Annotated in this window: 16 protein-coding genes and 2 tRNA genes; 7 read left to right on the top strand and 11 right to left on the bottom strand. The window is 56.4% G+C overall.

Annotated elements, in window-relative coordinates:
* The first annotated feature begins 127 nt into the window (after positions 1 to 127).
* The 6 genes from H6B15_RS01135 to malQ all read left to right on the top strand — a co-directional run bounded on the left by H6B15_RS01135 (position 128) and on the right by malQ (position 8334).
* Entirely contained in the window at positions 128 to 2392 is a 2265-nt protein-coding gene (locus H6B15_RS01135; protein WP_204645217.1) for a glycogen/starch/alpha-glucan phosphorylase, read from the top strand.
* Between the two features lie 239 nt (positions 2393 to 2631).
* Positions 2632 to 3978 carry an ABC transporter substrate-binding protein gene (locus tag H6B15_RS01130; protein WP_204645215.1) on the top strand — a complete coding sequence of 449 codons (1347 nt, stop codon included), beginning with the start codon at positions 2632 to 2634 and terminating at the stop codon, positions 3976 to 3978.
* A 92-nt stretch (positions 3979 to 4070) separates the two neighbouring features.
* A complete protein-coding gene (locus H6B15_RS01125) occupies positions 4071 to 4922 on the top strand; it encodes a carbohydrate ABC transporter permease (RefSeq protein ID WP_204645439.1) in 852 nt (283 codons plus the stop codon).
* Positions 4922 to 5770 carry a carbohydrate ABC transporter permease gene (locus tag H6B15_RS01120; RefSeq protein WP_204645213.1) on the top strand — a complete coding sequence of 283 codons (849 nt, stop codon included), beginning with the start codon at positions 4922 to 4924 and terminating at the stop codon, positions 5768 to 5770. The genes H6B15_RS01125 and H6B15_RS01120 overlap by 1 nt, the downstream gene beginning before the upstream one ends.
* A gap of 38 nt (positions 5771 to 5808) precedes the next feature.
* Positions 5809 to 6834 carry a LacI family DNA-binding transcriptional regulator gene (locus H6B15_RS01115; RefSeq protein WP_204645211.1) on the top strand — a complete coding sequence of 342 codons (1026 nt, stop codon included), beginning with the start codon at positions 5809 to 5811 and terminating at the stop codon, positions 6832 to 6834.
* An 18-nt stretch (positions 6835 to 6852) separates the two neighbouring features.
* On the top strand, positions 6853 to 8334 hold the full coding sequence (malQ, locus tag H6B15_RS01110; RefSeq protein WP_204645209.1) for a 4-alpha-glucanotransferase: 1482 nt from the start codon (positions 6853 to 6855) through the stop codon (positions 8332 to 8334).
* Between the two features lie 297 nt (positions 8335 to 8631).
* Here malQ and mobQ read toward each other — a convergent pair whose 3' ends face one another.
* The 6 genes from mobQ to H6B15_RS01080 form a co-directional block, all read right to left on the bottom strand.
* On the bottom strand, positions 8632 to 10317 hold the full coding sequence (gene mobQ / locus H6B15_RS01105) for a MobQ family relaxase (RefSeq protein ID WP_204645207.1): 1686 nt from the start codon (positions 10315 to 10317) through the stop codon (positions 8632 to 8634).
* A gap of 105 nt (positions 10318 to 10422) precedes the next feature.
* On the bottom strand, positions 10423 to 10629 hold the full coding sequence (locus tag H6B15_RS01100; protein WP_204645205.1) for a DUF3847 domain-containing protein: 207 nt from the start codon (positions 10627 to 10629) through the stop codon (positions 10423 to 10425).
* A 304-nt stretch (positions 10630 to 10933) separates the two neighbouring features.
* Positions 10934 to 11305, bottom strand: coding sequence for an adenylate cyclase (locus H6B15_RS01095; protein WP_204645198.1), 372 nt, complete (start codon positions 11303 to 11305; stop codon positions 10934 to 10936).
* Position 11306: 1 nt separating this feature from the next.
* Complete coding sequence (locus H6B15_RS01090; RefSeq protein ID WP_204645196.1) at positions 11307 to 12224, bottom strand: ParM/StbA family protein; 918 nt, start codon at positions 12222 to 12224, stop codon at positions 11307 to 11309.
* The gene (locus H6B15_RS01085; RefSeq protein ID WP_204645194.1) at positions 12187 to 12399 is read right to left on the bottom strand and encodes a hypothetical protein; all 213 of its coding nucleotides are present in this window, start codon (positions 12397 to 12399) and stop codon (positions 12187 to 12189) included. The genes H6B15_RS01090 and H6B15_RS01085 overlap by 38 nt, the downstream gene beginning before the upstream one ends.
* A 183-nt stretch (positions 12400 to 12582) precedes the next feature.
* The gene (locus H6B15_RS01080) at positions 12583 to 14910 is read right to left on the bottom strand and encodes a tetratricopeptide repeat protein (RefSeq protein ID WP_204645193.1); all 2328 of its coding nucleotides are present in this window, start codon (positions 14908 to 14910) and stop codon (positions 12583 to 12585) included.
* Positions 14911 to 15162: 252 nt separating this feature from the next.
* Between H6B15_RS01080 and H6B15_RS01075 the strand changes: the two genes are divergently transcribed.
* Entirely contained in the window at positions 15163 to 16842 is a 1680-nt protein-coding gene (locus H6B15_RS01075; protein ID WP_204645192.1) for a recombinase family protein, read from the top strand.
* A gap of 189 nt (positions 16843 to 17031) precedes the next feature.
* Here H6B15_RS01075 and H6B15_RS01070 read toward each other — a convergent pair.
* The 5 genes from H6B15_RS01070 to H6B15_RS01050 all read right to left on the bottom strand — a co-directional run bounded on the left by H6B15_RS01070 (position 17032) and on the right by H6B15_RS01050 (position 20754).
* Positions 17032 to 17106: transfer RNA gene (locus H6B15_RS01070), tRNA-Glu, on the bottom strand.
* Between the two features lie 89 nt (positions 17107 to 17195).
* Positions 17196 to 17272 (bottom strand) — tRNA-Met (locus H6B15_RS01065).
* A gap of 469 nt (positions 17273 to 17741) precedes the next feature.
* Complete coding sequence (serS, locus tag H6B15_RS01060; RefSeq protein WP_204645191.1) at positions 17742 to 19052, bottom strand: serine--tRNA ligase; 1311 nt, start codon at positions 19050 to 19052, stop codon at positions 17742 to 17744.
* A gap of 43 nt (positions 19053 to 19095) precedes the next feature.
* Positions 19096 to 19977, bottom strand: a complete 882-nt coding sequence (locus H6B15_RS01055) for a ParB/RepB/Spo0J family partition protein (RefSeq protein ID WP_204645190.1) — start codon at positions 19975 to 19977, stop codon at positions 19096 to 19098.
* A 12-nt stretch (positions 19978 to 19989) separates the two neighbouring features.
* Positions 19990 to 20754, bottom strand: a complete 765-nt coding sequence (locus H6B15_RS01050; RefSeq protein WP_204645189.1) for a ParA family protein — start codon at positions 20752 to 20754, stop codon at positions 19990 to 19992.
* Between the last annotated feature and the right edge of the window lie 432 nt (positions 20755 to 21186).

Here is a 21186-nt window from a genome sequence, read left to right as displayed (position 1 = left end):
TGATAGTATTGTACCATAATATGCTTGCTTCACACAAGATTTTGCTAGTTTTGTGTGATATAGTTGGCTTAAGGAAAGGGAGCGGCGCTCCTGCACGTTATAAAAATTGTGAACGGAGGAAAACAGAATGGATATGAAGCAAACGCTGGCCGAACTGACAGGCAAAGAGCTGAGTGCCTGTTCCAATCAGGAGGTGTATCTGGCGCTGATGACGCTGGTACAGCGCGAAAGTGCCCAGCGCGTTACGCCTGTGACGGGCCGGAAGCTGTATTACATCAGCGCAGAATTTTTGATCGGCAAATTGCTGTCGAACAACCTGATCAACCTGGGGCTGTATGATGCCGTACGGGACACATTGGCGGCTGCCGGCAAAAGCCTGAGCGAAATCGAGGAGGTCGAACCGGAGCCTTCCCTTGGCAACGGCGGCCTGGGACGTCTGGCGGCCTGCTTCCTGGATTCGCTGGCAACGCTGCGCCTTCCGGGGGATGGCATCGGCCTGCGGTATCACTTCGGCCTGTTCCGCCAGTCGCTGAAAGAGGGTGTGCAGACGGAGCTGCCGGACCCCTGGCTGACGGAACAAAGCTGGGCGCAGCGCACCGAAACCACGTACCCGGTCATGCTGGCGGGCAAAACCTTTCAGGCGCGTCTGTACCGGCTGGCTGTAACCGGTTTTGAGGGCCGCACCAATACGCTCAATCTCTTCGACCTGGATACGGTGGAGGAGGGGATTGTCCACGACGGGATCGTCTTTGACAAAACGGATATCGACAAAAACCTGACGCTGTTCCTATATCCGGACGATTCCGACGAGGCGGGCCGCCGCCTGCGGGTCTATCAGCAGTATCTGATGGTTTCTGCCGGAGCACAGTTGATCCTGCAGGAATGCGCGACCCGCGGATGCAACTACCATGACCTGGCGGACTATGCGGCCATCCAGATCAACGATACCCACCCCAGCATGGTGATCCCGGAACTGATCCGTCTGCTGGGCGAAAAGGGTGTGGAATTTGACGAGGCTGTGGAGATCGTGACCAAAACCTGCGCCTATACCAACCACACCATTCTGGCGGAAGCGCTGGAAAAGTGGCCGCGCAGTTATCTGGAGGCGGTCGTGCCGCAGATCATGCCCATCATTGAAAAGCTGGATGCCCTGGCCCGTACCCGCACCCAGGACGAGAGCCTTGCTATCATTGATGCCGAAGATCGTGTCCATATGGCGCATATGGATATTCACTTTACCCATTCCACCAACGGCGTGGCGGAGCTGCACACCGAGATTCTGAAAACGACGGAACTGCACGGCTTTTATACCCTCTATCCCGAAAAATTCAATAACAAGACCAACGGCATCACGTTCCGCCGCTGGCTGCTGGAATGCAATCCGGCCCTGACGGAGAGAATCAAAAGCCACATCGGTACGGGATTTTATAAAAATGCCGATGAGCTGGAAGCCTTGCTGCCCCTTGCCGATGACCCGGCGGCACGGAAAGAATTTGCCGATGTTAAAGCACAGAACAAGGTGACTCTTGCCGAATGGCTGAAGCGTGTGCAGGGGGTGGAAGTGAACCCTGCCGCGATGTTCGATATTCAATCCAAGCGGCTCCATGAATACAAGCGCCAGCAGCTGAATCTGCTGTATCTGATTCACCAGTACCACGAGATTAAGGCCGGCCATCTGCCTCCGGTGCCGCTGGTGAGCATCTTCGGGGCGAAAGCCGCGCCGGCCTATATCATCGCCAAGGATATCATCCATGCGCTGCTGACCCTTTCCAAGGTCATTGCGGCGGACCCGGAAGTCTCCCGCTGGCTTCAGGTCGTGTTTATTGAAAACTACAATGTGACAGCGGCCGAAAAACTCATCCCTGCCTGCGATCTTTCTGAACAGATCAGCCTGGCGTCCAAGGAAGCGTCCGGAACGGGGAACATGAAGTTCATGCTCAATGGCGCCGTGACGCTTGGCACGATGGATGGCGCCAATGTGGAGATTTTCCGCCAGGTCGGATCGGAGAACATCTATGTCTTCGGCCAGACGGCGGAGCAGGTCATCCGCCACTATGCGCAGCAGGATTATTGTGCCGCCGAGTGGTATCATGCGGATGCCAACATCAAGCGAGCTATCGACTTCCTGACCGATCCGCTTATGCTGAAAGCCGGCCGGGAGGAAAATCTGACCCGTTTGCGTGACGAACTGATCCAGAAGGATTGGTTCCAGACATTGCCGGACTTTAACAGCTACGTGGTACGAAAAGGGCAGGCACTGGCGGACTATGGGTGCAATCCCGAAGCTTGGGCCAAAAAATGTGTGGTCAATATTGCAAAGGCGGGCCTGTTCTCCAGCGACCGCACCATCGCCGAATACAATCGTGATATCTGGCACCTTGCAAAAGCGTAATGGGGTAAGAAAAGCGAGGAAAGGGCGATCCTCTCAAAAAAACTCCTGCACAAATCGGACGGCGCTTTTTTTGTCTATTATGAACAAATATTGAAAAAAAAACGAAAAAGTATTGAATTTTTAGCACAACCGGTGTATTATAAAAACATCGAAGGGTTGGAAACGTTACCAATCCAGAACCGCTCATCCGTTTTTCCGAACCATGACACATTTTTATTTTATTCAAGGAGGAAAATACCATGAAATTCAAAAAAATGCTCGCGCTGGGTCTCGCCGGTACGATGACGGCTGCCCTTCTGGCCGGTTGCAGCTCTTCGGGCAACAGCACTGCCGCATCCACTGACGCCGCCGGGGATTCCGCCGCCACCAGCGAAGCCGCTCCCACCGCCGCGGGCAAGGTTTACTACCTGAACTTCAAGCCTGAGCAGGATCAGCAGTGGCAGGACCTGGCCGCCGTCTACACCGAGCAGACCGGCGTGCCGGTCACGGTGGTCACCGCCGCTTCCGGTGAGTACGAGACCACCCTGATGAGCGAGATGGCCAAGAGCGACGCGCCCACCCTGTTCCAGGTCAACGGCCCCATCGGCCTGGCCAACTGGAAGGACTACTGCTACGACCTGACCGGCACCCCCATCCTTGGGGAGCTGACCAGCGACACCTACGCCCTGAAAGACGGGGACGCCACGCTGGGCGTCGGCTACGTCATCGAGTCCTACGGTCTGATCACCAACAAGACCCTGCTGGAAAAGGCGGGCTACACCATCGACGACATCAAGAGCTTTGCCGACCTGAAGAAGGTGGCCGAGGACATCACCGCCCGCAAGGATGAGCTGGGCTTCGCGGCCTTCACCTCTGCCGGCATGGATTCTTCCTCCGACTGGCGCTACAAGACCCACCTGGCCAACCTGCCCATCTACTTTGAGTACAAGGACGAGGGCATCAACTCCACCGACGCCATCAAGGGCACCTACCTGGACAACTACAAGAACATCTTTGATCTGTACATCAACAACTCCACCTGCGCGCCCACCGAGCTGGCCGGCAAGACCGCCGACGACAGCCGCAACGAGTTCCTGGCCAACGAGGCCGTCTTCTACCAGAACGGTTCCTGGGAGTACGTCAACCTGACCCAGGACGGCACCTTCACCGATGACGACCTGGCCATGATCCCCATCTACATCGGCGTGGGCGACGAAGCCAACCAGGGCCTGTGCACCGGCACCGAGAACTACTGGTGCGTCAACAAGGAAGCCCCCGAAGAAGACATCCAGGCTACCCTGGACTTCATCTACTGGTGCGTCACCTCGGAGGAAGGCACCAAGGCCATGGCCGACGACATGGGCTTTGTCATCCCCTTCAAGGGCGCTCAGGAATCCACCAACCTCTTCGTGAAGGAAGACCAGGAAATGACCGCAGCGGGCAAGGTGCCTGTGTCCTGGAACTTCACCACCATGCCTTCCGAAAACTGGAAGAACAACCTGGGCTCCGCTCTGACCGCCTACGCGGCCGGCACCGGCACCTGGGACGATGTGGTCACCGCTTTTGTGGACGGCTGGGCCACCGAGGCCGCGCTGAACGCGGGCTGATACCACCGTCTGTGACGGAATACGCGTAACCTTGCGGGAAGGGCGGGCGATACAGCGCCCACCCTTCCCGTTTCTTTATGGGGAACATCATTATGGAAAAAGCCATCAAAAAATACTGGCCGGTCTTTGTGCTGCCCACCCTGCTGGCCTTCATCATCGGGTTCATCTGGCCCTTCCTCTGGGGCATCGGGCTGTCCTTCTGCCAGTTCACCACCGTCAAGAACGTGACCTTTGTGGGCATCCAGAACTACATCAAGATCTGGGCCGACACCACCTTCCTCCACGCCTTCTGGTTCACGGCAGCCTTCACCATCGTGGCCACCGTGCTCATCAATGTGCTGGGCTTTCTGCTGGCGCTGCTGCTCACCCGCCATGTGAAGGGCACCAATGTCTTCCGCACCGTCTACTTCATGCCCAACCTCATCGGCGGCGTGGTGCTGGGCTATATCTGGAACACCCTGCTCAACGGCGTGCTCACCCTGCTGGAAAAGCCGCTGCTGCAGCTCAACGCCACCTACGGCTTCTGGGGCCTGATCATCCTCATGTGCTGGCAGCAGATCGGCTACATGATGATTATCTACATCGCCGGGCTGCAGAACGTGCCCCCCGACCTCATCGAGGCCGCCCGCATCGACGGCGCCACCGCCCGCCAGGTGCTGTTCCGGGTCAAGATCCCCATGGTCATGCCCAGCATCACCATCTGCACCTTCCTGACGCTGACCAACTCCTTCAAACTCTTCGACCAGAACCTCTCGCTGACCGGCGGCGAACCCGCCAAGGCCACCCAGATGCTGGCCTACAACATCTACGATACCTTCTATGCCCGCAGCGGTGCCCAGTGGAAGGGCATCGGCCAGGCCAAGGCCGTCGTCTTCTTCCTGGCGGTGGTGGTCATCGCCCTGGTCCAGCTGCGGCTGACCCGCTCCAAGGAGGTGCAGCAGTAATGCAGAATTCTAAAACAACCAGGCGCGTCAACACCGTCATCTCGGTGGTTTTGTCGCTGCTGTGCCTGGCCTACATCTACCCCATTGTGCTGATTTTGCTCAACTCCTTCAAACAGGAGCGCAGTATCACCACCACCCGCGTCTTTGAACTGCCCACCGCCGAGAGCTTTGTGGGGCTGCACAACTACATTTACGGCATTACCTCAATGGACTTTCTCAAGTCTTTCTGGTATAGTTTATTTATCTCGGTGTCCTCGGTCGTGCTGATCCTGCTATGCTGCTCCATGTGCGCGTGGTATATCACCCGGGTGCACGGCAAACTGTCCACCGGCATGTACTACCTGTGCGTCTTCAGCATGGTGGTGCCCTTCCAGATGGTCATGTTCACCCTGGCCAAGACCGCCGATACCCTCAAGCTCAACAACCCCTACAACATCTGCATCATCTATCTGGGCTTCGGCGCCGGGCTGGCGGTGTTCATGTTTACCGGCTTCATGAAATCTATGCCGGTGGAAATTGAGGAAGCCGCGATGATCGACGGCTGCAATCCGCTGCAGATCTTCTTCCGGGTGGTCTGCCCCATCCTGAAGCCCACCATGATCTCCACCGCCATTCTGGAAACCATGTGGGTATGGAACGACTATCTGCTGCCCACGCTGGTGCTGGACATCAAGAGTTACCGGACCATCCCCATGGCGATCCAGTATTTCCGCGGCAGCTACGGCAAAGTAGAGATGGGCCCCATGATGGCCTGCATTATGCTGACCGTCTTGCCGGTTGTCATCCTCTACCTGATCTGCCAGAAGTATATCATCGAAGGCGTCGTAGCCGGCGCCGTCAAGGGCTGAGCAAAGACTAGATTCCGCATCAGAAAAAGAGGCATACTATGACGATCAAAGACATTGCCCGTGAGTCCGGGTATGCGGTGGGAACTGTCTCCCGCGTCATCAACCACAACCCGAACGTCAGCGACGCTGCGAGAGCGCGCATTCTGGAAGTGATCGAGAAATACCACTTCCAGCCCAACGCCAACGCCAAACATCTCAAGCAGCAGGCGAATCAGGGCATTGCCATGATCGTAAAAGGCACGCACAACATGCTGTTTGCCTCGGTGCTGGAAAAAATGCAGGCTGAATGCAGTGCCGCTGGATACAGCAGCATGGTCTTCTATATCGACGAAAATGACAACGAAGTGGAACAGGCGCGTTGCGTCTGCCGGGAGCGCAAGCCCTACGGTGTGATTTTCCTGGGTTCTGACCGCAACCATTTCGGCCCCGATCTGGCCGACCTAGGCGTGCCCTGCCTGCTGATGACCAACACTGCCGCCACCGCGGCCATCCCCAACCTGTCCAGCGTCAGCGTGGACGACGTGGCGGCTGCGGTTCGGATGGTGGGGCATCTGCTGGACAACGGCCATCGGCGCATCGCCTTTATCGGCGGCGACCTGACTTCCTCCCAGCCCAGTTCCGCCCGCCTGAGCGGCTGTCTGAGCGAGTTTTCCCGCCGGGGACTTTCCTTTGACCCCGCCGGGCAGTATATCGAGGCCCGCTACACGCTGGTCGGCGGCTACCACGCCATGGAACAATTGCTGGACAATCTGCCGGGGCTGACCGCCGTGTTTGCCTTCAGTGACATCATGGCCATCGGCGCCATCCGCGCGCTGCGGGACCGCGGACTGCGGGTCCCCGAGGATGTGTCGGTGTGCGGTTTCGACGGCATCGAGCTGGCGGATTATCTTTCCCCGCGGCTCACGACGATCCGCCAGCCCGCCGAACGGATGGCCGGGTGCGGCGTGTCCATCCTGATCCGCTGCATCGAGGAGGGCTGCGATGCCGTGCACGAACTGGTGCCCTACGAACTAATCGAGGGCGAGAGCATACAGCGTCTGCCCGATCCCAACAAAATCCATTGACCGAAAGGAGGTTTGCCCATGCGCGCAAGCGGTGTATTGATGCATCTGTCCAGTCTGCCATCGCCCTATGGCATCGGCACGATGGGCGCGGCGGCAAGGGCATTTGTGGATTTTCTGGCGGCAGCGGGGCAGCGCTACTGGCAGCTGCTGCCCATCTGCCCCACCAGCTACGGGGACAGCCCCTATCAGTCCTTTTCGACTTTTGCGGGCAATCCCTATCTCATCGATCTGGACGCACTGGCCGCCGACGGCCTGCTGCGGTCCGAGGAATACCGGTCTATCGACTGGGAGAGCACCCCCGACCGTGTGAATTACGGTGCGCTCTACCAAAAGCGGTGGGCGGTGCTGCGCAAGGCCTGTGACCGGCTGCTGCAAGACTCGCCCGCGGCCTACACCGATTTTTGCCGGGACAATGCTTTCTGGCTGCCGGACTACGCGCTGTTCATGGCGCTGAAGGACGAACACGGCGGCCGTGCCTGGAGCGAATGGGAACCGGCGCTGCGCCACCGGGAGCCTGCCGCCCTGGCCGCCGCCCGCATCCGCTGTGCCGGAGCCATCCGCTTCTGGCAGGCGGTGCAGTACCTGTTCTTTGCCCAGTGGCGGGCGCTGAAGCGCTACGCCAACGACCGGGGCATCCGCATCATCGGGGACCTGCCCATCTATGTGTCCGCCGACAGCGTGGATGTGTGGAGCACCCCGGAAGCCTTCCAGCTGGACGAGAACCTGCTGCCCACCGAGGTGGCTGGCTGCCCGCCGGACGGATTTTCCGCCACGGGGCAGCTGTGGGGCAACCCGCTGTACGACTGGGACGCAATGGCCCGCGACGGCTATGCCTGGTGGGTGCGGCGGTTCCGGGTGCTGTGCAGCACCTACGATGTGCTGCGTATCGACCATTTCCGGGGCTTTGCGGGGTACTATGCCATCCCCTACGGACAGACCGACGCCTGCGGCGGACACTGGCGTCCGGGACCGGGCATCGAACTGTTCAAGGCTGTGGAAAAGGCCCTGGGCAAGCGGGACATCCTGGCTGAGGACCTGGGCTTTCTCACCGACGATGTGCGTCAGCTTCTGCGGGAAAGCGGCTATCCCGGCATGAAGGTGCTGGAATTTGCTTTTGACAGCCGGGACGGCGGGGACTACCTGCCCCACACCTATCCCCGGCACTGTGTGGTCTACACCGGCACCCACGACAACGAGCCGGTGAACGGCTGGTTTGAGACTGCCCCCGCCCCCGACATTGCCCACGCCCTGGACTATCTGCAACTGACCCGGGAAGAAGGTTACCACTGGGGCATGATGCGTGCGGCCTGGGCCAGCGTGGCCGATCTGGCTATTGTACAGGCTCAGGACCTGCTGGGGCTGGGGCACGAAGCCCGGATGAACACGCCCTCCACTTTGGGCGGCAACTGGTGCTGGCGGGCGCTGCCCGGCGTCTTTGACGACGCTCTGGCCGCCAAAGTCCGCCACCAGATGGAACTTTACGGACGAATGAATCCCTGAATTTCCAAAAGCGATTCAAGCAACGAAAGGTGCTTGCTGCCTGCACATGACAGGCAGCAGGCACTTTATTTTTACCGTGATCCGGCAAACCAGGCGGTAAGACCGGTTCCTCCCGATGCCGGAAAAATCCGCTGCGGGCGGCTCCGGCGCCGTCGTTAAGATTCCCTGCGGCAGGGTAGCCGGGATGGGATCTTCCGGTGCGGCTAATGTGTTGGGTTTGCTTCGACTTTTGCGTTTTCCGGCTGAGTTTAAAACAATTGCGGAATCGAGAATTGCTTCAGATAAAGTAAACTCTGTTCAAAGGGCTCGCTCTTCCGAATTTCTGCCTTGCCTTGAAGTTTGCTTTTTGCGCTTCCGAAGCAATATCTTTTGCATCTGACCGGTTTCTCCCGTGAAATCATCGATTTTTCTTTCGGCATTGGCAGCCCGGGAAAAATTGAATTCCAGCTCCTTTGCTTGCAAAGAATGATAGAGTTCCCGCGTAATCTGTTTGCGAAGTCTTACCCGCTCGTCCATAACGGCTTCCCGGTCCGGTTCGGGAATGGAATTTATAAGACCTGTAAAATGTTGCAGATCTTTTTTCAGCTGCTCCTGAAGACTGTTCCGTTGCGTATCCAACTGCTCAATCATCAGGGTAAGCTGCACCAGCTCTTTTTCCCTTCGGGTAACATCGCTATCCTTTTTGCAATAGAGCTTTTCCATCAACATATGGCGGCGGCTTTGCAGTTCTTCCAGTTCTTCGGTCAGGGCGGCGATTTGCTCAGACAAATGGCGGTACTTTCGGAGCTGCAGCGGGGAAAGGCTCTTTTTGTCCGCCTGTGCCTTTTGGCGTTGCAATTGGATCTCCGTCAACTGTCGGTTTGTATCGTCCACATCTTTCAAGAGTGGACGCATATAGGCCGCCTCCCGTTTGTAAATATCTGTCCGCGCTTCATTGGAAAGGACCCGGTATTGTAGCAGGATCAGATTGCTGCGCAGCTGTTCCAGCAGAGCAGCCATCTTCTCCACCCCTTGGCCGACCCATTCCGTCCATTTTTCCAACTGCTCTTTCAGCGTGTGCAGCAACGCATTGTCGGCCCGAATCTGCCGATTGAGTTCGCAGCGGTCCGCAGAGATTCCCTGCTTTTCCAACTTGCGGGCGTGGTATCCTTCATGAACGGTTGGCTGCTCCGCTATGCCTTGTGCCGCATGGCTCAGATGGGTAACACGGGCTGTCTGCTGCTTTTCTTCCAACGCGTGATTGACGGCCTCTGCCCAGGCGCATCGCCATTGGAGCAGCTGCTCCTGGCTGTTCCACCGGGCACACAGCGGATTTTGTCGCCCAAATTTTGCCGCTTTCGGCTGCTTCGAGCAGCGTACCCACTCGGGGTTTTGGACGGCCTGTGAGGGTGTCAGCCACGCTGTCCGGCCCTGCGGGTTCTTGTATTTATACTGTTTTTCCCAGCCTTCCGTTTTGGCTTGCAGAAATTCCTGTGCGGTAAAGCCTTGTTCCTGTCCCGCTTTGCTGCACAGGTATTCTTTTTGTGTTTTTGCCTGCCATTGCCCTTGTGTATTCAGGGGACGCATGGTGAGCAGGATGTGCGCATGAGGGTTGTGGCCATCCGGATCATGGATCGCCAGATCGGCGCACATCCCCTGGTCGACACATTCCTTTTGCAAAAAGGATCGCAGAAGCCGCAGCCAATCCTCCTGGGCAAGTTCCACCGGCAGGGCAACGATGAGCTGACGCGCCAGGCGGCTGTCCCGGGTTTTCTCGGCGGTCTCTACTGCTTCCCATAAGATTTGACGTTCCTTCCAGGCAGCGGGTGCCTGGGGCGGCAGTAAAATCTCGGTGTGCAGGATACCTCCTTTTTTCCGGTAGTCATGGGTCAGGCCGTCGTATGCATTGTACAGCTTTTCGCCGCTCTGATAAGCCGCAGCGGCAATGGCCGAACGTCCTGCTCCGCGGCTGATGATTTTTGCTTCCAGGTGGTAAATCGCCACGGCGTGTCACCTCCTTCGTTTTTCCCTCCCGCCGCAGCGGGCGCGCTTACCACCGCCGGCTTTGCCGGTGGTGAGTAAGTGCGCCCTTCCGGGACAGTTTTCCCCTTACGGATCGTTGCGCAATCCAACCTGCAATCTTGCGGGCAGATCACACAGAGGCACGTCGCGGATTTCCGGCAGTAAACTTTCCAGAATGGCTCCTTCCTGGATCAATCGTCGTGTTCGCTCCTTTCGTTCTCTCTGGCGGTTCCTGGCTTGTGCAGCCTCCAAACGATGCCTGGCCTGTACCACTTTTTTCTCATTTTCAGTCATAGAAACTCCTTTCCGGTATCAAAGATTGATCCCATTGGTCGACGGACTTTTTGAGGGCAAAATGCAGCATCATTTTTCCTGCTTTTTGGTGTTTTTCTTCCCGGAACTGTCACCATTTTGCTGACATTTGCAAGCTATGGGAAGCAGCCGTTCCCTGCCGAAAAGCGATTTCCGGATGCGGCGGGGGCTGTGACAGCGTTTGCAGCGGGGCAGCCCGGTTTTGGGGTCCAGATATTCATCCGGCTGCAACGGCCGTTCGGTTGCCAACTCCTCCAGGCATTGCTGTAAGGTTTTCATATTCCCATCAACCTCCCGCAAAATCCCAGTTTACGCAATCCGACTCTTTTGAATCTGGGGCTTCCGGCTGAATCGACCCGGCGCTTTGCCCCATACCTGCCAGACAACCTGCCAGAAAAAGCGGCAGTACGTCCCGCATGGCTTGCTCCACAGCGGTTACGATCTGCTGGACAAACCGTTCTTCCCGGGCACGGGTTTCCAGATAGGGGTCCTCCTGCTTTTTGTAATACCGGTCGAAATAATCCACCAGTGCAGTGGCTATTGCCTGACTATAGGACTTGAATACCGCTTTATCCATAGTTTGCAGATATTCCCATGCCTGCCGCTGTATTGGCTTTTCCAGATTGAGGCGGAGATTGGTTGTGCGAATTTCTCCCATCTCAGGCCTCCCGCATAAGCTGTCGGTATGCCAGATATTCGTAGCCCTTGGCGGCGGCGCAAAGGTCATCCAAAATAGTAATCTGCGCCGGGTCATAGGAGTAAAAATGCTTGATGAGCTGTCCGCCGCCACCGGCAACGATCAACTGTACGGTTGCCGGATCATATTCATAGCTGCGCAGTACGGCAAAGAGTTCCTCCACATAAGCAGAAGCAACATCACGAATACAGGCAAGGTAAGCTGCGTCGATCTTGGCGGTGCCGGTACGAAAAATCTGTTCCACGGTATGGTCACTGACTTTGGTGCCGAACTTACGCAGGACGGTTTCCTTGGCGCGAATCATACACTGATTGACACCGATTTTTTCAGTCCAGCAACGGCTTTCCTGTGGCTGGGAATCCTGCAAATACAGAAGATTCATGGTTCCATTGCCAATGTCCGCAAGCAGGTGTTCTCCCTCAAAGGTACCCAACTGCTGAACTACGGCTGCATACCCTTGGGGATAAACCTTACATCCTGTGATCCGCAGCTGAAACAAATGCCCGTTCAATCGGAAAGTGACCGCTTGCTTTTGCAACAGATATTGGCGGAAACTCTCCCGCTGGCTGCCCACCCAGCTGAGCGGCAATCCCACGGCCAGACAAAGGTTGGCAGTGAAAAGTCGATACAGTTCCAACTCTTTGGCCACAGCGGCCAGCGTCAGGAGATAAAAATCTTCATCGGAAGACTTATCTGCCACAAATCCCTTATGCCCTTCGCCCACGCGGTAAAAACGTCCGTCATATTCCAGTACATCTCCTTGAAACACCGGAGCGGTATCAAAAGCGGTGATGGCGGTGGGAAAAAGGGTGTTTGCTGTTTTCATGTTGCCGTATCCCTGGTCAATCCCCACAATAGTCAGTTGATTCAGTTGCTTCATCTGCTTGTTCCTCCTTTGCTTTTTTCGCCAACTGCCGCTCCATCCTTTGAAGCAGCAGCTGGTGGGCGGTTCGCGTACCTGCCGGGTTTCCGTAGGCCGTAACCTCAAAAACAGCGCGGCCCACGGTATGGCGGTACGGTTTTCTCAGAACCGGATTCTGTGCTTCGATATCCATAGAAAAAGCCCCCTTTCGTTTTCCCTGGAACCAGGCACCAATTTCGAACTCGTTGGTGCTGTTTTGTTTACAGGTTCATTCTAACGAAAGAGGGGTGTTTTCTCATTGTGCGGAATTTGAGCGCAAATTGAGGATACAACAAAACCGGCCCCCGCGCATCTGCGCAGGGGCCGGTTGGAATTTTCAGGTGAGTGATTGTGGATCGGGAAGAAACTGCGCACCGAGCATCTGCAGCAAGGTGCGGTAGAAGGCTTTCTTTTCTTCCAGAAGTTTGGGTTGGTCGGCATATACGGTCTTGAAAATCTGCCAGGCTTCTTCCAAAAAATCTTTGGCTGCCTTCGGCTGACCAGCGGCCAGATACAGCGTTCCCAGCCGATAGGTCACTTCCGCATAGTCGCTTCCTTCGGTCATCTGTTGTTGCTGATACAACTTCCGCAGCATCTGCAAATACGGAATGCCTTCTTCGGGTCGTCCCAGATTTGCGGCAATGATGGAAAAGTTCAGGATCTGTGGGATGGTGTTTCGGCTCACCTCCACCTGCCCCTCGGAAAGAAGCTGCAGACCCAACTTCATCTGCTCATAGGCTCGTTGTGGCTGCTGCAAGCGGGTGTACCAAAGGGAAAGATTGGAGGAAATATTGCAGAAAAGCTGCCGTTCTGTAGAGTTCAGCGAATCCTGCTGGTTGAGAATATCCAGTGCTTTCCGATCCAACTCGGCGGCTTCTCTATAGCGGTGGTCGTAATTGCCGGTCAATGCCGCCGTATAATCCAACAGGATGGCATGGTCCTTGGCTTTTCCGACTTTGCCTCGCTCCAGAATGTCTTGGATTTCCTCCAGTATTCTGCGAAGTCGGGGTTCATCGGAGTAGTTGTCCGCATAACCGAAGACATCTTCCAGCCATAGCAGGAAATATTCGGGATCATCCCGGATGCAATGGTCCAGGATACCGTCTACCGTCTGGAACAGAAGCGGCGCGAAGTCAATGGAAACCCCCAACAGCAGACATTGCTTCTGGATTTCCTGCAAAAGGCAACGGCAGTTGGTAACGGAAGGCTTTTCGTCGGCCAGAGTGATTTCCCGGATCAGAGGATGCATCACAAGACAATACCCTGGCTGGGGATGCAAAAATCCAGCGTCCACCAGTTCTTCCGGGGTGTTGCTGCTGGAAAGTTGCATCCACTGTACCAGACGGCGGACAGAGATTCCCTGAGGCGGAACCAGCGCCATGCAGCGCAGTACAGCTTGCTGTGGGGCGCTCAATTTGTACAGCGAAAAAAGCAGATGAATGTGCTGGTAATAGGTGGCCTTTTGTGGGCGGTTGTCTTTGTTCGTGTGAATGGTTTCCTGAGATTGCAGTGCCACATTTTCGGCTTTCAGTTTTTCCAGCAACTCTTCCGGCGTCAGAACACCCTTGCCCAGCAGGCGTGCCGCCAGTTCCACGGCCAAAGTATGGGCGTGCACCGTACGGAAGATCTGTTCCAGGACTTCCGTATGATCTGCCGCTTCCGGATAGAAACGTTCTGCCAGCTGAAACAGCATGGCAGCATCCTGAATTTCCGTAATCTCCAATGCCGTGTAATGTCGCGGACGATAGCGGGTTGTGAAGAGGATCTGGCAACGGTATTTCAGCAAGACCGGTAAAAAGGCTTCCTCCTCGGGCGCTGTATCAAAGTTGTCCACGATCAGCAGCGTATCGGTTTGCAGGCTTCGCAGGAAGCGGTTGTGCCGCCGAAAGCGATCCTGTTCGTTTTCTTCCGGCTGGTCCTCGGCAAAATCCATCTCGGAAATATCCCGCACCAGGTTTCCCGAGTACGCTATATATAAAAGGTTGGTGTATTCCTTTTGATACCTGCTGGCGTAGGCCTTGGCAAGTTCGCTCTTTCCGATGCCGGGAATCCCATGCACAAACACCTTTCCGTTTTCTGAGAGCAGATCATGGAGCTGTTCCATCTCTACATCTCGCCCACAAAAATAGCTGCAGGGGCGTGGCGGGTCTGCGCTGAAAATAAAATCCAGAATACTGGGGGAGAGATTTCCTGCTGCCCGCAAAGTCTTGGTGCGCGCATCGCGTTTGAGAAACTCACGTCCTAGGGCAAAGCAGAGAACATCTGCCAGAAAGTTTGCCTGCTGCACCGGATCGGTGCCGTTTTCTTCGAGCAGGGCCCGCTTTTTTCTTTCCGACACAGAAGGGTCCTGAAGAATCAAGCGACAAAATTCCTGTATCGCCATATCTGGGTCGGAAAGATACGGGAAGATCTCTTCCCGGATGTCCGCAGCGAGCAGATATTCTTTACCTGTCAGGTAAAACCCTGTAATTTTGGGGCTGACTTTTGCCATGCCATTGAGCCACCGGCAGACCTGTCCATTATCCAGATCGAAACTGGCAGCTTCCTCACTCTGCAAAAAGCTGCGGAACAGGGCATACATCAGATCCAGCTGATTTCCCATCTGATCTTCCTGCAGATATCTGCGCAGAACCGTCATACAGGAGCAAAAGTCCACGCGTTCCATACTCTCACCTCCGGTGCTCAAAATTCCTGCAATTTACGCGCAATGTGTTTTGCGCAGTCCTTCCGTATACTGACATTATACCGTTCCGGTATGGATGATTTTTCATTATACACCGGAAACAAGCAAAAAGAAATACCATAAACAGGACAGCGTCACGGAAGGAACTGTAAAAAAGAACTACACAATACCGCTGAAAAGATGTATACTGTGAACAGGCAAACATCCTGAATCGCTGTTCGGAAAGGACGGTATATGAATCAGAAACAGCTACAGGATATCACCGCTTTATATGGCAGACTGAGCCGCGACGATGAAATGAGCGGCGAAAGCATGAGCATCCAGTCCCAGCGTGCAATTTTGGGGCAGTATGCCAAGGAACACGGTTTTACCAACTGCCGATTCTTTATGGATGACGGCTATTCCGGCACCAATTTCGACCGACCGGCATTCATCGAGATGATGGAACTGGTGCAACAGGGACGGGTCAAAACGATTCTGGTCAAAGACCTGTCCCGTCTGGGGCGCAACTATCTGGAGGTGGGGCGCTATACCGAGGTGATCTTCCCCGAATACAAGGTGCGATTTATCGCCATCACAGACGGGGTGGATTCTGCAGTCGGGGAAAACGAATTTGCACCGTTCAAAAACATTATCAATGAATGGTATGCCAAGGATATCAGCCGAAAAGTGAAATCAGCCTTTAAAGCCAAGGCGCTTCGAGGGGAGTATACCGGTGCGTATCCTCCCTATGGATATGACCGCGATCCCGCAGACCGGCATAAACTGGTGCCGAACCAGTACAGTTCGGTCATTGGGGAAATCTTTCGGATGGCGTTGGAGGGAAAAACCTGCGGCCAGATTGCCCGCGAACTGGAAAGACAGCAAATCCTTCGTCCGCAGGCTTACCTTCATGAGAAGTTTGGTAAGTTTGTTTCGGATCGGATTTTGCAGTACCCCTTTGCTTGGGACCACAGCTCCGTCCGAGCCATCCTGATGAACCAGGTGTATATCGGAAACATGGTACACTTCCGTACCGGCAGCAAGAACTTCAAGGAGAAAAAACTCATCTGGAAACCGGAGACGGATTGGATCGTGGTGGAAGGTACACATGAGCCGCTGGTGGATGCCGAAACATTCTGGACTGTGCAGGAACGGGTGAAGGTAAAGCAGCCGCGCAAGCGGTGCTGCAACGCCAACATTTTCCGTGGCTTGCTGTTTTGCGGCGAATGCGGTAAACGGATGGCGTTCTGCAACCGCAAAAATGAAAAACGGCGAAAATCGCTGGGAAGTTTCAGCTGCAACACCAACCGCCGGTACGGAGGCAAGTTTTGCACCACGCATTACATCACGCTGGAACAGGTCAAAAGTATCGTTCTGGAAGATATTCGTCGGAATGCCATGCTGGCATCGGAAGACACTGGCAGATATATTGACTATCTGATGCAGCTTTCCAAAGCCGGACAGGCAGACGAAGGAAACGCCTTGAAAAAGGAGTTGGAAACTTCCAGACACCGGCTGGCCGAACTGGCTACGCTGGTACAGCGCATCTATGAAGACCATGTTTTCGACCGCTTGCCAGAAGAATTGTATCAGACGCTTTCTGCCAAATATGAAGCGGAAACCAAGAACTTGAAAGCACGCACCGCAGAAATCCAAACGCAGCTGGCGGAGTCCGCAAGCAAAACACAAAACAGCAGGGATTTTGCTGCGTTGGTCGCCCCTTATGCCGATATCACAGAACTGGATGAAGAGCTGGTCCATACGTTGATTGAGAAAATTGTCATCCATGAAAAAGAAATTCTGGATGGCCTGCCAGTCATGCGGATCGAAATTTATTATCGCTTTATCGGGAAGGTCCAGGATCAGCTCAGTGCGGGAAAGACGGCCAAAAACAAAACGGAACCCGCCGCTCCGGCAGATTCCATTGCTTAAAGGTATTTAACGAGTGGTGCGCAAAAAATAAAACCCCCGCGCTCTAAAAACGTTCCGCAGGAACGTTTTTGTCCGCCGGAGCAAACGGCGGACCCGAGCTTTTCGATTCCCGTACGGGTCACCGGGTCTGTGCCCTACCCGAGGGCTGTACATAAAGAAAAGCACCTGCTTCCTAAGAAGCAGGTGCCTTGGTGACCCGTACGGGAATCGAACCCATGTTACAGCCGTGAAAGGGCCGTGTCTTAACCTCTTGACCAACGGGCCATAATACGCAGGATTTCGCTAAAACAGCAAGCAACTTACCGACCACTACTGCAGCCGGCCCCCAAGTATTTTAGCGAAAGCCTGCATTGTGGTAGCGGTAACTGGATTTGAACCGGTGACACTTCGGGTATGAACCGAATGCTCTAGCCAACTGAGCTATACCGCCACATGTGCCACCCCGGAAGGGGTTACTCGTTTATTATACGGAAACAAGCCCTTTTTGTCAAGCCTTTTTTGAATTTTTTTCAGGCAAATTTTGGAAACAAGAATTCGTCTCATTTTTAGGTGTCTGCGTTTTGGCGGTAGAGTCCGGCTCCCCTGTGCAAGGGGAGCTGGCGGCCGCGAGGCCGACTGAGGGGTTGGATGCCATGAGGCATTGCCCGGTAACGGGTTGCAAGGCCGGCTTTACAACCCCTCCGCCGCGGCGCGGCACCTCCCCTTGCACAGGGGAGGCTTAGAGGAAAAAGGCGCGGCACCTCCCCTTACACAAGGGAGGCTTTGGGGAAAAGAGCGGCCGAGTCCCGCTTTTCTCACCCCCAGGGGAAGCTCCCCCCATAAAACCATCAAAAAAAGGCAGCCCCGTTTCCGGGACTGCCTCACATCTTCGCCGCCGAAAACCAGCAGCAAAGGCATACTTACTTCTTGTTGGTGGGCACCAGCAGGGCCTTGCCGCCCATGTAGGGGCGCAGCACTTCGGGGATGGTCACGGTGCCGTCGGCCTGGTAGTGGTTTTCCAGGAAGGCGATGAGCATACGCGGCGGGGCCACACAGGTGTTGTTCAGGGTATGGGCCAGCTGGGTCTTGCCGTTTTCGTCCTTGTAGCGGATGCGCAGGCGGCGGGCCTGGGCATCGCCCAGGTTGGAGCAGCTGCACACCTCGAAGAACTTCTGCTGACGGGGGCTCCAGGCCTCGATGTCGCAGCTCTTGACCTTCAGGTCGGCCAGGTCGCCGGTGCAGCAGTCCAGCTGACGGACGGGGATTTCCAGGTTGCGGAACAGCTCCACCGAGTTATGCCACAGCTTGTCGTACCAGACCATGCTGTCCTCTGGCTTGCAGACCACGATCATCTCCTGCTTTTCGAACTGGTGGATGCGGTAGACGCCGCGCTCCTCGATGCCGTGGGCGCCCTTCTCCTTGCGGAAGCAGGGAGAATAGCTGGTCAGGGTCAGGGGCAGCTTGGTGCCGTCGATGACCTGGTCGATGAACCGGCCGATCATGCTGTGCTCGCTGGTGCCGATCAGGTACAGGTCCTCGCCCTCGATCTTGTACATCATGGCATCCATCTCGGGGAAGGACATGACGCCCTGCACCACGTTGCCATGGATCATGAAGGGCGGAATCACATAGGTGAAGCCCTTGTCGATCATGAAGTCGCGGGCGTAGGCCAGCACAGCCTCATGCAGGCGGGCGATGTCGCCCAGCAGGTAGTAGAAGCCGTTGCCGGAAACGCGGCCGGCGGCATCCAGGTCGATGCCGTCAAAGCTTTCCATGATATCCACATGGTAGGGGATGGGATAGTCGGGCACGGTGCACTCGCCGAAGCGCTGCACTTCCACGTTGCAGCTGTCGTCCGGGCCGACGGGCACGCTGGGGTCCACCATCTGGGGAATGGTGTACATGATGTCCCGGATCTTGACCTGCAGGTCGGCTTCCTTGGCTTCCAGTTCCTTCAGACGGTCGGCCTGGGCGGTGACCTGGGCCTTCACGGCCTCGGCCTCAGCGGCCTTGGAGGGGTCCTTCTTGGCCTGGCCCATGAGCATGCCGATCTGCTTGGACAGCTTGTTGCGGTTGGCACGCAGGCTGTCGGCCTCGCTGATGGCGGCACGGTACTCGGCGTCCAGGGCGATGACCTCGTCCACCAGGGGCAGCTTCTGGTCCTGGAACTTCTTCTTGATGTTTTCCTTGACTTCGTCGGGGTGCTCGCGCACAAAACGGATGTCTAACATGATGCTTTCTCTCCTCTATGTTTTGTATTGGCGGTGAGACGGTTTAGGATTGCTCGGGGTTATAATGGCCCAGCAGGTCGGCATAGCGGCGCAGCTGTTCGTCGGAATAAAAGTCGATGCGCAGGCTGCCCTTGCCGTTCTTGTAGTCCACATGGACTTCGCTGCCGGTGACTTCCTTCAAGGCGGCTTCCACCTCGGTGGCCAGCACCGGCCGGATGAAGGCATCCACCGGTTTGGGTTCCTTGGGGGGCTTGGCCAGCTTGCGGCACAGCGCTTCGGTCTGGCGCACGTTCAGGTTCTTTTCCACCACCTGCTTGGCGGCGGCGGACATCATATCGGCGTTGGGCAGGCCCAGCAGGGCTTTGGCGTGGCCGGTGGTGATAGCGCCGGCGCGCACCGCATCCCGCACGTCGTCGGGCAGGCCCAGCAGACGCAGGGTGTTGGTGATGGCGCTGCGGCTTTTGCCCAGGCGCATGGCGGCCTGTTCCTGGGTCAGGCCGTACTGGTCGATGAGACGGCGGCAGCCTTCGGCCACCTCGATGGGGTCCAGGTCCTCCCGCTGGAGGTTTTCAATCAGGGCCAGGGCGGCGGCCTGTTCGTCGGTGACGTTCTTGACGATGACCGGCACTTCGTCCAGCCCGGCGATGCGGGCGGCCCGCCAGCGGCGCTCGCCGGCGATGATGGTGTAGCCGGGGCCGGCCTTTTTGGGCCGCACCGCGATGGGCTGGAGCAGACCGTTTTCGGTGATGGACTGGGCCAGGGCCGAAAGGGCTTCCTCATTAAAATTTTTGCGGGGCTGGTCGGGGTCGGGCTCGATCTCCCGCACCGGCAGGGTGGAGATCCCGTCGGAGCTTTCTTCTTCGGGCAGGTCGGCAAACAGGCTGTCCAGCCCGCGGCCCAACCCGCCGATCTTCTTCTTGGCCAAGGTCCATCCCCCTTATCGTTCGTTGTTCTGCAAAAATTCCCGGGCCATGGCCATGTAGGCCTCGCTGCCCTTGCCGTTGGGTTCGTAGAAGTTGATGGGCATACCGAAGCTGGGGGCTTCGGACAGGCGGACGGTGCGGGGCACCACGGTCTTGTAGACCTTGTCCCCGTAATACTTCTTGACCTGGGCCACCACCTGCATGGTCAGGTTGAGGCGTCCGGCGTACATGGTGAAGAGCACACCTTCGATGTCCAGGTACTTGTTGTACTTTTTGCGCACCGTTTTCAGGGTGTTCATCAGTTCGGACAAGCCTTCCAGGGCGTAGTATTCGCACTGGATGGGGATGAGGACGGTATCGCAGGCGCACAGGCCGTTGATGGTGAGCAGGTCCAGGGAGGGCGGGCAGTCGATGAAGATATAATCGTACACCGGCACCACCGGGGCCAGCACGGCCCGCAGGCGGTTTTCCCGACGGGGCAGGTTGACCAGTTCCACCGCCGCCCCGGCCAGCTGGGTGTTGGAGGGCAGCAGGTCGGCGTTGTAGTTGGTCTTGACGATGGCCTGCCGCACGTCCTCGTCGTCGATGAGGCAGGTATAGACGTTGGAGTTCAGCTCATGCTTGGATACCCCATACCCGGAACTGGTGTTGCCCTGGGGGTCCAGGTCCACCACCAGCACCCGCTTGCCCAACGCCGCCACACAGGACGACAGGTTGACGCAGGTCGTGGTTTTGCCCACGCCGCCTTTCTGGTTTGCGATGGCAACCACCTTAGCCATTGGCACATCCTCCTTGCAAAATCATGTTGTACTGCCTGCCGGGGTGTGCCGGGGCGCGTTTTGGGCTTATTATACCACAGAAGCGATGCAATAGAAAGACTTCGGCGGCAATTTTGGCATTTTGGGTGGTTTTGGGGGTGTTTTGGGGCCCAAAATGTTCCACGGGGAACATTTTGACCGGATTTTTTTGATTTTTGTATTTGGGGAGGTGGGGGATGTTCCACGGGGAACATTGATTGCTCGGAATATAATTTCTATGTTTCTTGTTTTCATGGCAGACAGCAGGCTGCCGGTCAGTCCTTCCTTTTGTGACCAAAAGGAAGCGAAAAGTCCCACCGTTTCGACGCGGTGGACGCCGACCAGGGGTTTCACCCCTGGACCCATATGCGGCCACCCCTCCGGGACGGCCTACTCAGGTCCTGGGGGACCTGA

The sequence above is a fragment of the Gemmiger formicilis genome (assembly GCF_016900095.1).
GTDB lineage: Bacteria > Bacillota > Clostridia > Oscillospirales > Ruminococcaceae > Gemmiger > Gemmiger formicilis_A.
This window is presented reverse-complemented; position numbering and strand designations above follow the sequence as displayed.